This is a genomic window from uncultured Aquimarina sp., from assembly GCF_947492405.1.
Lineage (GTDB): Bacteria > Bacteroidota > Bacteroidia > Flavobacteriales > Flavobacteriaceae > Aquimarina.
This window is the reverse complement of record NZ_CANLMP010000001.1, coordinates 162,295-174,918: the sequence shown is the minus strand read 5'-3', so window position 1 is coordinate 174,918 and position 12,624 is coordinate 162,295. Positions and strand designations below refer to the sequence as shown.

Genomic DNA, 12,624 nt, shown 5'->3' with positions numbered 1-12,624 from the left:
ATTTGGGTTATTATTTTTTATTGTTTTGGTTACTTTTTATCTTTTTCTCGTGCGCGAAATTATTAATAATAGCTTATGACTTCCCTACCCGAAAAGGGTAGTTTTTTTTGCAAAAACTCCTATTCTGTATACGTGAATTTTCCATTTAACAAGTATTTATCACCTATTAGTGTATCACAGAAGATAAATGTTACCCTGTTATTTAAATTTTCTACATATATTTTAGTCCCTGACTCAGCCAAGAAACTACTTGGGTCAAAAATATTCCTATCAGCAACCAGTATTAAAACATTTCCTTGTGATTTTTCATCATTAGAATCAAAACTTCTTACAGCAATATATTCTCCAGTGCCAGGCAATATTTTATCTTTCTCATTAAACCCTAAAATGATTTCTACTCTAGAATAAGGATAAGAATCTGAGGTGAACTTTATATTTGCATCAAATACAGAATAACCGTTTGGATCTAAAGTAACATCCGTTATTGGTATTGGAAAAGAATCCGTAAACACCCCAAGATTAATAGAATTATCCACATCTGGATCACACGGGGGATCAGGATTAGTGGTAAACTCATAAACCTGCCCATAACCAGCACCTGCTTCACTAATTCCATATACACTATAATAATAAGTAGTACCTGATTCGAAAACATCATACAACTTAGAAAAAGAACCTAAACGTTCTCCTTCAATTATTTTATTATCATTGATTGTTGGAGGGTTATTCACACTCCAAACAATACCAAATTCTGTTATATCTTTACCTCCTTCTCCCAAAGCTTTACCACCAAGAATTGCTGAATTAGCTAGAACATTCTGAGGCTTATCCGTTACCATAATAGGAGCCAGATAGTTAACATTCTCAATTTCACAACTAATCGACAAGAAGCACAAAAAAATAAAAATTAACTTTTTCATTAGAATAAATTTCCCGCAAATATAACAATCTATATATTTGCCGATCATTATTAATTTTAAATATGAAAAAAACTTTTACTTTTTGTTTTTTATTAATTTCTTTACATTCCTTCTCTCAGTTTACTGATGGAAGATTAGGGATTACAGCGGGAATTACTAATTATTCTACGAAAACGGATTTTCTTTTTTCTAAATCAGGTATTGGATATACTTTAGGGGTCATGGGTACTGCTGAATTTAGCGATCGTTCGGAATTATTTGTTGAAGTAAATTACACCAAACATTTTGTAAAATTTATCGGTAGAGAAAATGAAACTGCACCTCCGCAAGACTTAAAATTCAATCTTCAAAACGTGAATATCGGATTTTTATTCAATTATAATTATTTAGTAATTGATGAATATAAGTTAGGAGTTAATGCTGGACCTACCTTTTCTTTCTTGTATCAATATGAACTGGTTGATGATTCTAAGAGTGAGTATGTTTTAGATCCTCTTTACGCTTCTCCTAATGATCTTCAATTTGATACTCGAAATGAACAAATATCTTTTAACACTTTTCTATCCATTGGATTAAGCGCACAATATGATTTCCTGATGGCTAATCTACGATATCACTATGGCTTGACCGATCCATATCGCAATGCTCCTGTTGTTGCCATTATTGATATAAATGGTAAAGATAGTTTTCTAAGTTTTACCGTTACCTGCTTTCTTTAAACAAGAAAAAACTAACGACTATTTAGCAACTGAAACTTTTAGTAATAAATTATTCTTTTTACCATCATATGCCTCAAAAATCATATCCTGATTAGGCAAGGTAGCTACTTTATAAACCTCTAGATTATCTAAACGAGAATTTCTAATATCACTTCCGGTAAGAATTGGATCTTTAGTTACTTCTCCACTAGCATCATCTATTGTATAAGAGGTTAGGTATAAAAACTCTTTTTTACCATCAAAATATCGTGTAGGATATTCGTCAAAAGATCTTTTTAAGTTCGTAAAATCATCTATGTGGAATAAGTAGTGTTTGCCTTTATTCTTAAAATTAATATATGACATACTTCGTTTTCCTCTGGCTCCTGTTTGGTATTTAGGCAACCTATGGAACCATTTAACAGCTCCTTCGGGAGAAAGTTTTGAAGTAATTATATCTCTATAAAAATATTTATAAGTCGTTCTTGAACCTGAAGAACTAGATGTAGTAAAAGATTCTACATATCGCTGTTCTCCATGGATTATAATACTTCCATCTTCATTATAAACCACATCATTTACTTTTAAGCTTTCAAAATCTTTCTTATCCTTTTCATCTTGAGTCCCTTCATTTATACGTTCTTCTCTTTTTAGAGCATACTGCTGAGCTATTTCTGAAGGAATATCGCTTTTTAAAACAGAATTAACAAGTCCTGTTTCATCTAAATTAGCGGAAAACAGACCTGTTGCTTCTAATTTATTATCATTATTTACATAAAAGCCAGAAACCCTTACTTTTCCTTGTTTGTCTAAACCAATAACCGCATCCATAATCGATTTACCTGCCAGTTCTATTTTACTTTTAACAATCTCCTTAGGATTTTCTTTAATTTTAAAAACTTCTGTTTTATATGTATTCTCTAACTTATTCTTATCTTCTGCCTGAGAATTAAATACAGAAGCAGTCATATAAAAGCTTCCTTCATTATCAATTGCAAAATCTTCATTTTCTAACCATTTACTCGCATAAGGTAATTTTACTTTTCGACTCCAAATTAATTTCAAACTAGAATCATATACACTAATCCCTATTTTATCTGCTTTATCGTCAGCAGTTTTCACTCTAAATAATACCAACAATTTTGTTCCATCAAATGATTTTTTAAAAACAAACTTGTTGATCCTTCCACCGGCATCAAAACCATATGTACTTTTAAAACCTACATCATTATTAATATTATCCTTATCACTACCTACAAGAACTGGTTTCTCTGCGATAATACCTGTAAGTGAAATTTTTTGCGCATATGCTTTATCTTTTACGGTATAAAACACAACAGCTTTTCCATTAAGGTTCATTACTGTCTGAAAATCTCCTTTATCTTCAATCACCTGCCTCTTTTTTACATCTTCCTTAAGATCTTCTAAAGAAAAACGTTGAATAGTCATATCATTCCGTCCTTTTTTAATAGCGACCATTCTGTCTCCAGAAGCAACGTAATATGAGTTAGCGCTTCTAATTCTTTTATACTTTTCCCCAATTTTAAAATTAAATTCTTTAGAAAGAACTGGTTTCTGTGCATATGAACATACACTTATAAAGATTATAAATAGAAGAAGGTACTTATTTTTCATTGTAAACGATTTTTTATCTGAGTGCATAACATTTATAATTAGGTCAAGTAACACAAATATATGATTCTTGATTGAAACCTGTATTTTTCAAAAGTTTTATACCTATTTTAATTTTTTTATAGATTTTTTTAAAAATGAAAAAACTGATTTTCAACTTTTTAAAAACACAACTTGTATAAAACGAAAATAATGATAAAAAAATGTTGCATTGTAGTCCCATAAAAGCTACATTTGCATCCGCATTTGAGATATTAATGCGGAGTTCATAACAAATTTTGAATTTAGGAGAGGTGCCAGAGTGGTAATGGAGCAGATTGCTAATCTGTCAACGCGTAAGTGTTGCCAGGGTTCGAATCCCTGTCTCTCCGCAATTATTTCAATAATTCTTTATATTTTAGAAGCGTTGAAATTTTTGAATAGTTACACTTCGGGGTGTAGCGTAGCCCGGTTATCGCGCCGCGTTTGGGACGCGGAGGTCGCAGGTTCGAATCCTGCCACCCCGACTAATACTAGAGTTACGGGCTCGTAGCTCAGCTGGATAGAGCACCTCCCTTCTAAGGAGGCGGTCATAGGTTCGAATCCTATCGGGCTCACAAAAAGTCTTACTTTTATAAGTAAGACTTTTTTGTTTTAAAGAAATATTTTTGCCCTATTTATTCAAATATTATCGTTAACCTGAAGAAAAAAATCTAAATTCTATATTCCAGATAGTTAACACTACTCTTTTTAATATTTCGGTTTTTCATTTTTATCCCAAATACCCCAATACGCTCCTACATCTCCTTCTGAACCCACTTTCCAGGATTCATCAAAGGATGAAAAAAAGAATATTTCGATATCATCTTCTTTTGACCATTTTTGTGTGTTCATAAAATACTTCATAGCATTTTCATGAGATGGAAATGCTCCCTCCAGGTTTGTTCCCTCACTTGGCCAGCCAGTTTCTGAAATAATTACCTTTTTGCCATTACCTGCACGAAGTGCTCTTTGATACATATCTTTCATATATAATAAAGAATAGTCTAGATCACAACCTTCCCAAAAAGGGTAACAGTTCGCTAGTATAATATCACAAGCATCGGTAATTCTAGGATGATCCACAAACTCATAATATGCATCTACATAACCCACTGGCACATCTTTTATTTTTGATTTAGCGTAATAAATATGATCTAGCAATTGTTGTTCAGTTAAGTCTCCTCTATACATGACTTCATTACCGACGGCTGCTATATCAACATAACCTTTTTCGCATAACTCAATAAGATTAGTAACTTCTTTTTGGTTTATATCTTCATCATCTCCTAGCCAAGCCCCAACCATTGTTTTTATGTTATATTCTCTAGCAATTTTGGGTATTAGTTCGTTTCCTTCTGTAGTAGAAAATGAACGCACCCATTTAGTATATGGCGCAATGATTTCTATTCGACGTCTTATTTGTGTTTCGGATAGTTGATCTCCTGGTTTTTGTCCTTCTTCATATGGGCTAAAACATAATCCGTGCATACCTTGAGCTAAAAACTTCTCAAATAAAGCTCTTAAATCTTCTTTGCTTTTACCTGCATAATCTATCGATGCTAATGCTAAAAATTTTTCAGTTCTTATTGACATTACTTTGCTCTATATTTTGAAAGGTTTATAACTCGCCTCGTCTCTTTACTAACTCCACTTTAATTTCTCTAGCCCTATCTTCAGTTAAGGTATATTTCCACATCACCCAAATCGCCAACGCTGCTGTTAGCGCAGGCAATACTATATCTGTAATTCGCATTCCTGTTAACGCTTCTGCAGTTTGAACAGAAGCCGTTGGGTCATACCCTAATACTTTTAAAATGATTCCGGAAAATACTAATGCAATACCTTGACCCACTTTTATCATCCACCAATAAATAGCCCCAAAAGTTCCTTCTTTTCTTGGCATTCCATTTTCCAGTTCGTCTAAATCACAAACATCAGCTGTCATAGACATCATCAATGTAAACAAGCATCCCATACCAAAAGCCATTAAAGGTATTGGTAGAAATATCATATAATAGTTTTCTGGATCAAATCCCCACCATTTTAAAATATATCCAATTATAGAAATTAAGGTAGCATAAATAAAGGCTTTCCGTTTTCCAAACTTGTTAGCCATCCAATTAATTATGGGAATTGCAATAAATGCTGTATATGCAGCTGTAACGGCAGGGAAAAGCGCTACCCACCATTTGGATGCTCCCCAATCACCATTGAACATATAAAAATTGATAATAAATACACCAAACTCTGCTACAATTTGAAAACCATTAAATACTAAAAATGTTGCTAAGCATAATTTAACAAATGGCTTATTTTTAAGAACCACTTTAATTCCTTTGAAAATTTTTCCTGTACTTTTGAAAACACTTTTAAATGAAATCTCTTCTCGACCTTCCATTTTACTGGCATCAATTCCGCGACAAAAGATAGCTGGCAAGATTCCTAAAATTATAATTACAAATCCAGCAATTAAGGCTACAGTACGCACTCCCTCTGGTTGAGAAGCGAATAGATCACCATCCGGTATTAATACATATAAAAAAGGTACTAACATCCAGGCAATTTGGCCAATTGTATTGGCAAAACTCATTAATCGAGTTCGTTCGTTATAATCAGAAGTCATTTCATAACCTAATGCTATTAATGGTGTAGAAAAAATGGTGTTTCCAAAAATTAAAAAAATGGAAAAAATGAGAAGATACCAAAAGTTGTACATTTCTGGATTGGTATCATGAACTTGCCATAAAATCATGAATATAGCACCTGATAAAATAGCTCCAACAAAAATATAAGGTCTTCTTCTCCCATATTTTGAACTTGTATTATCAGAAATATATCCCATAACAGGATCCGTAATAGCATCAAACAATCTAGGAACACCAACGATAAGACCTGCCAACACCGTATCCATACCAAAACCATCAGCAGATTTGAGAATTACCACAAAAACACCTAAAATACCGGGTATTAGATTATTTATTAAATGTCCTGCACCAAATGCAGCTTTTTGACCTACAGGAACTTTATCTTTTGTGGCAGTTTTAATATTTGACATAATTTTAATTTTAGTTAGCAATTACTATTGTTTGAATAGCCTTTGCATTAATTGAAATATCCTTTGATTTTTCACCTAAGATCAATGAAAACGGTTTTATATTCTCTGTAGGATTAAATAACACAATAACAATAGAACCATCCGAGTTTTTAACAGCAGTAATCATCACTTCATCATCAGAATTCTCAACATTTATCACTTTAGCTTCTGGACGAATATATTTACTGAAATGCGCCATGGTATAGTATAATGGTGTAAAGTATACCTCATCATTATCCGGATCTACAATAACTGGTGCGATACACCAATTTTTAAACCAGTTGGGACCTCCTTGTTTATCCAGTACCATATTCCAATCTACCCATCCATCTACCCAGTTATTCAAGCAACCAATGATATCTCTTGCATATCGATAAACCGGCACATACTTGGGGTGTAAATGTTTCTGATCTTCTGGAGCCCAATCCCATCCCCAATCTGTCGCTTCTTTAGACCAATACCAAGCATCATCTTTCCATTTAGGTACTTCTGCATCAATACAGGCTTCGGTTTGAATTAAATATTTATCTGGTGCTTTATGATGAGCATACTGCAATGCCTCAGGAAAAACTTCAAAAGTACTTTCATACCAATGCACAGCAGTACCATCATAATATTTAGAAGATGCTTCGTTTTCATACATTACATCCACCCATTCTTTTAAGCCTTCTCTGTTTTGATCATACCCTAGAATTTTAACATCGTCTTTACCATCTATTTCTAGTTTTGGTCCTAAATGATTTTGTACAAAATCTGTCATTTCTTTTGGCGTAAAGTGCATACTCTCCCAGTTATCACCATTACCATGAGGTTCATTTTCGACAGTAAATCCCCAAATATCTATTCCCTGTTCTTTATAGGCATCTATATACTTAGAAAAGAACAATGCCCAAGTATCATAATACTCAGGTAATAGTTTTCCACCGACCCAGTGTTTGTTATCTTTCATCCAAGGTGGTGCTGTCCAGGGAGAAGCAAAAATTTTAAAACCATCTTCTGAAACTTCCATGGCTTCTTGAATCATAGGGATTAAATCATCCATATCCTCTTTTATCGAAAAATCTTTCAGTTCTTTATCCTCATTAGGTGTATATGAATATTGACTTAATGAGAAGTCACAAGAGTTCATATGTGTTCTTGTGAGCGAATAATTAGCTCCTTCTTTTCCAAAGTACGCCCTGATGATCTTATTTCGATTTTCTTTACTTAACTTATTAAGCAAATAGGCAGAAGATTCTGTAAAAGCTCCTCCAAAACCTGTAATTATTTGATAGGTTTTATCAGGGTTTAACTTAATACTGGTTTTGGTTCCTGATGTAAAAAACTCTGACACTTTTACCATCTTATTACCACTTGCCGAAGTTTCATAAACCACTGCTTCTAGGTTTTGTTCACGTACACACCCAATCAGGGTTAAAACAACAATTGGCGCTATATACATCGTATTTTTCATCTTTTTTAAAAATCAGTAGCCGTTACTTTTTTTACAACAGGTAGTTCCACATTTTTCATCATTTCAATTTTATTACCCTTATAGGTTTTGATTATGGCATTACCTCCTCTGGTTAATCCTTCAAAACTACCTTTATCGACCAAATCCCAAAGTGCATATTTTGCTTTACCATCTACTGTGATTAGTCCAAAATGATTTTCTGAACCTTTCTTATTATGAGCATCTTTCCAGGGTTCATCAAATGCCTCAAAATAAAAGCAAGAAATACCTTCTTTATTAGTCCACTCTCTCATGTATTTGTAATACAATGCTTCTTTAAACTCATCGGTAGCTTTGGATCCATTTGGTCCATAATGTCCATTAGATACAGTAGCCCAACCGGTTTCTCCTATATGAATTGGTTTTTTCACACCTAAACTCTCCATATAATGTACTACCGCTTTATATTGGCTCTGTGCAAATTTTAAAGCTCTTTGCATAGCAGCTTCTATTTTTTCTTCTGAAGACAAGCCGTTTTCATCATCGCTAATTCCCCAGAATTCAGGGTTATAATGAGTATTGTGATATGGGTATGTATGCATAGATATATAATCAACTGCTCTGATCAAATCTTCTAAGTCTTTAACTCTATAACTTTCTTCTCCTCCTCCCCAGGATGCAAAATCATCAGAAGAAGTAATCCATAGATCCTTAGAAAGTTTACCTTCTTTCTTTAAATTCTGTAAATAATTAACCCATTTTAATATCACATTTGGTTCTACATAATAGCTGGTTGCCCATTTAATCATAGCTTCATTACCCACTGCAATTACTTTTACAATATCAGGGTACTGATTTGCCAACGCAACGGCTCTATCTATCTCATCTGTATTTTTCACACTTTCTGTAGTATGATCTGGTTCTTTATCTGTCCAAGCATTTTTGCAATCAATCCAAGCACCAAGCATAACATACATTTCGAAAGTTTCATCTTCTGTTTTTAGTTGTCGAATAGCTTTTAACAAATTAGAAGCTTGAGCTAATTGAACATTATAGGTTCTCAAAATTTTGATATTCATCGCCTGCAAAATTCTCATATCTTCCTTAAGCTGTAAAATTGTAGGCTGAAACTCTCTAGATGATTTACGATAACCTCCATAGGATATCGCTAAGTAGTTTGGGTTACCTAAAATATCTTCTGCGGTTATGCTTTTTTTAGGTTGCATAGCTAATTTTGGATTGGATTTGGGTTTATGTTCTTGATTGCAAGACAGCATAAGCATGGTAAATACTACTACTACTATGTTGCGTCTTAATATCATTTGATTTTACTTTAAAATAGTTTTCTCAATATTTACTTTTATACTTTCTATTTCGCCAGTCCTTTTAAATAGTTTTTTACTAATCAAAACATCCAGATTTAAACCAATATGTGAAACAATCGAGCCATCGATATAGGTTATTTCTATACTGTTCTCTCCCGATAATGAATACACCACAGGCACTTGGCAATATGTAAAAGCCAATTCGTGTTTGTATAATTGTAATTGTTTTTTATTTTGATTTATATCCGTATAGTGAAACATTTTCGGATCTTTTAAGAACTCACCTATTCTTAACAAACATGGATTAAATTGCAGCTCACTATTTTTAACTGACACACCTAATTCTCCTAAACGACTTAGGATATCTTCTTTTACTTGCCCTGTCATTCCCGGTTGTTGTGCTCCTTTGCCTGCTGGTGTATGTGAGTAAGGATCCGTCGGGAAGGCACCATACAATTCTGGAGATTTATGAACTCCAATACCTTCGTTAATTTCATAATAGTGCTCTAATAACCTGCCTACTACTTCATCTGATTCATTATTATTTATTGCTACTAAACAACACTCTTGTACTGCTAGTAATAGTTTTGAAACCATATGCCAATAAATAGATCCTAATCCTTCGTAACCGTAAAACGTTCCGGAACGACCTGTAAAGGATTTATGATTAAATACTTTTTCGAAGGTATCTAATACCAAACCTCTATATTTTTCGACTAAAAGATCATATCCCTTAGTAGATAGGTTTTCTAACTCCTGTTTTAAACTTTCTGCATTATTAAAACTTCCATTAAAATGATAATTTCCGTTTACATCTTTTTCAATGATTTGTGTATTGTTATCTATAAGCAATTGCTTTAGTAATCTTGAGTTTTCTACATATTCCTTCGGAATGATATTCTTTTCCGTGAATTTTGGCAATTCTTTATTTGGATATAACAAGTAGCTATATTGATCTTGCCTAAATAAACTACTATTCTTCATAGCATCTAACAGACTTAAACTATCTTTTGAGGATAAATACCCAGAACTTAGCACTGCTACCTGACCTTCAAGCATTTCATCTAAATAGGTAATAGAAATTTCGTTTTCATTTTCTACTGTCATTAGATTATATGCCTGATACATATGATCACCCCTCTTATTTGCATTTATTGAATGATTTAAATATTTCAATGTCAAATCAATAAAAGCTTTTAAATCATCTATCGCGAGTGTTTCTTTTTTTCCAGAAAATGCATCCTCATAAATGTTGGCTCTATAATTACCTCCAGCCATTCCTAAGTCATCAAGGATTTTCTTTCTTTCTCTATTTGATAAATTTTTGGATAAAAGCTCTTCGTGATCTCTGAAGGTCTTATTTATATTATTGTAAAAAGTTAAAAGTTCTTTAGAAACTTCAATGTCTCTATCTTCTATATTTTTAAAAACATTTTTAAAGAATTTTAGGAACCGTCTCAAGTAATAAAGTGTTACCATAGACACTCCATTTCCTACCAAAGCATTATTGGCATCATTCCATTCTGGACGCTGCGTATTTAACCAAATTCCTCCTTCAGGGATAAAATTAGATAACTTAGCTAATGTTGTAGCCAATATCTTTTCTATAAAATTCACCTTATGAATGAAGTTGTTTTTGTCTCGTAGCAATACTCCGTCTGCTCCAAATTCGGCACGTTTTTCTTGTATCTTTTTATCTAGATTGTAATCAAACTCAATTGTATCTTTAGGGTTCTTTAAAAGATCGTCATAGGGTTTGATTTTATAAGGCACATTAGCATATACAAACATGTCTTCATTAAGGAAGTTTTTCAGTCTTTTTGGATAGTGATCCTGAAAGAATTCTAAGAATTTTAATAAATAAATAATTTGATGATCCCCCCAATAACCAATATAAGACCAAGGATCGTGCTCCTCAATAACTTCCCAATCTATACCTCCTTTTGTAACTCTATAAGGGTTATATCCATCAAAAGTACTGGCGTTTAGAAATTTGTGAATCATATTTTCCACAAACTCTGGATAAGAATGTGCTAAAGCTTCCCAATTTTGAAAAATATCCCTCCAGTTACCTTCATAATCCAAAATCTTAGATCCATCTATTTCGCTTTGGGTATTTATTGAAAATTTATTCCAAGGGCGACTTGGGTCACCGTGGCGTCTACTAAACTTAAGAGGCATATACTCTAGCGCTAATCTTCTAAAATTTTTATCTTCATTTTGGTGCGCTATTTCTCTAAGTTCAAAAAGTGTAAAAGTATCTGGAAAATCTTTTAATAATGCCTCATTCTTACTATATACTTTCTTATTAGCGGATGCGAAATAATTGGTGAAATCTTGTTTTTCTATTGTATAATTGATATCAAAAACACCTCCTCTCATGATATTGAATAAGGTGTTCGCGTAATGTCTTGCATTCCTTCTTTTATCCGCAGTAAATTGGATTCCATCCGATGCAGCTACTAAATTGATCAGACATTCTGTTCCTAGTTGAATATCATTATTAACCTTCTCGATTAAATTGTTATCATTTTTAAGTTTTTCTGAAATTCTGATTACTTGAGAAGGTCCCTGATTAACATTAGCTACTACTATCCAGTTTTTTATTTCTGTTGGTTGAAGAGAAATATTACAATTAACAAAATATGCACCTTTTTCTGCTTTTATATCCACTTCTTCATATGTGTCTATTCCATTCCTATAATCATTCAACTGTAATGTTGATAAGAGGTATTTGGAGTTTTCTAAACCTTTAGACCAAACAATATTTGCCTTTAAAGCTTCGCTTGGTTCCGCACGATCCACTATAATAGCACTAAGGGCGTAAATACCAAGTTTACTATCCTGTAGAAGCTCACTTCTTTTATAAGCATCTACTAAGTTACTTCGTATTCCTTGCAAATCTGTATTGACTCCATAAGGCATAATATTTTGCAATCCATCTAATATTTCGACATCTATTACTTCGTTGGAGTTATTTGTTAATCTGCTTTTTCTAACAAAACCATACTCATTACTTGAGCTCCACATATATGTATAGGTCAACCCTATATCATGGTTTATTTCTTCAAATAGAATTTTATTTCCATAAGCATTTTTATAAATATTCCTAGAATATTGGTACGTCCCCGAATAACGCTCAGAAAAAGGTTCCCATATGAATAGTCTCCCATTTTTTCTTATTCTAAAAATGGACTTACTTCCTGTAATATCATAGGATTCGGTAATCTTATCATCTGTATAATACGGGAATATTGCGTTATCTGAATCTTTTCTACCTGCAGATATCCCTCCATTACTAGATATAAACATCCAATGATTAGAATCGCTAACGATACTCATAAAAAAAGGACGCATTACATCACTATTAGAGATCATATAAAATGTTTCATTATCTATAGTAATGTGTTCAAGTTTTACCTCTTTATTCTTTATTTTTCCAGATACTAACACAGAGTCGTTTATCATTTTTTATGTGCTTCGGTTTAAAAAGTTGCTTCTT

The 12,624-nt window shown here is 32.9% G+C and carries 8 protein-coding genes and 3 tRNA genes; 4 read left to right on the top strand and 7 right to left on the bottom strand.

Annotated features, from left to right (window positions below; genetic code table 11):
• Window positions 1-119: 119 nt before the first annotated feature.
• A complete protein-coding gene (locus Q0829_RS00725) occupies window positions 120-920 on the bottom strand; it encodes a hypothetical protein (RefSeq protein WP_298538779.1) in 801 nt (266 codons plus the stop codon).
• A gap of 62 nt (window positions 921-982) precedes the next feature.
• On the opposite strand from Q0829_RS00725, the gene Q0829_RS00720 reads away from it, so the two are divergent.
• Window positions 983-1,639 (top strand): outer membrane beta-barrel protein, encoded by a 657-nt coding sequence (locus Q0829_RS00720; protein ID WP_298538778.1) that lies wholly within the window; start codon window positions 983-985, stop codon window positions 1,637-1,639.
• A gap of 18 nt (window positions 1,640-1,657) precedes the next feature.
• On the opposite strand, the gene Q0829_RS00715 is transcribed toward Q0829_RS00720, so the two are convergent.
• Window positions 1,658-3,253: a hypothetical protein gene (locus Q0829_RS00715; protein WP_298538777.1), complete on the bottom strand. Its 1,596-nt coding sequence runs from the start codon at window positions 3,251-3,253 to the stop codon at window positions 1,658-1,660.
• A 284-nt stretch (window positions 3,254-3,537) separates the two neighbouring features.
• Here Q0829_RS00715 and Q0829_RS00710 point away from each other — a divergent pair.
• The 3 genes from Q0829_RS00710 to Q0829_RS00700 all read left to right on the top strand — a co-directional run bounded on the left by Q0829_RS00710 (window position 3,538) and on the right by Q0829_RS00700 (window position 3,846).
• Window positions 3,538-3,621 (top strand) — tRNA-Ser (locus Q0829_RS00710).
• A gap of 60 nt (window positions 3,622-3,681) precedes the next feature.
• Window positions 3,682-3,756 (top strand) — tRNA-Pro (locus tag Q0829_RS00705).
• Window positions 3,757-3,772: 16 nt separating this feature from the next.
• Window positions 3,773-3,846: transfer RNA gene (locus tag Q0829_RS00700), tRNA-Arg, on the top strand.
• Window positions 3,847-3,979: 133 nt separating this feature from the next.
• Here Q0829_RS00700 and Q0829_RS00695 read toward each other — a convergent pair.
• Genes Q0829_RS00695 through Q0829_RS00675 form a run of 5 tightly spaced genes read right to left on the bottom strand, consistent with a single transcriptional unit; the run spans window position 3,980 to window position 12,590 of the window.
• Window positions 3,980-4,864, bottom strand: coding sequence for a glycosyl hydrolase family 17 protein (locus Q0829_RS00695; protein ID WP_298538776.1), 885 nt, complete (start codon window positions 4,862-4,864; stop codon window positions 3,980-3,982).
• Between the two features lie 25 nt (window positions 4,865-4,889).
• Window positions 4,890-6,326, bottom strand: a complete 1,437-nt coding sequence (locus Q0829_RS00690) for an MFS transporter (RefSeq protein WP_298538775.1) — start codon at window positions 6,324-6,326, stop codon at window positions 4,890-4,892.
• A 10-nt stretch (window positions 6,327-6,336) separates the two neighbouring features.
• Window positions 6,337-7,818 carry a glycoside hydrolase family 30 protein gene (locus tag Q0829_RS00685; protein WP_298538774.1) on the bottom strand — a complete coding sequence of 494 codons (1,482 nt, stop codon included), beginning with the start codon at window positions 7,816-7,818 and terminating at the stop codon, window positions 6,337-6,339.
• A gap of 5 nt (window positions 7,819-7,823) precedes the next feature.
• A complete protein-coding gene (locus Q0829_RS00680) occupies window positions 7,824-9,119 on the bottom strand; it encodes a glycosyl hydrolase family 17 protein (RefSeq protein WP_298538773.1) in 1,296 nt (431 codons plus the stop codon).
• A 6-nt stretch (window positions 9,120-9,125) separates the two neighbouring features.
• Window positions 9,126-12,590, bottom strand: a complete 3,465-nt coding sequence (locus Q0829_RS00675) for a hypothetical protein (protein WP_298538772.1) — start codon at window positions 12,588-12,590, stop codon at window positions 9,126-9,128.
• Window positions 12,591-12,624 lie beyond the last annotated feature (34 nt).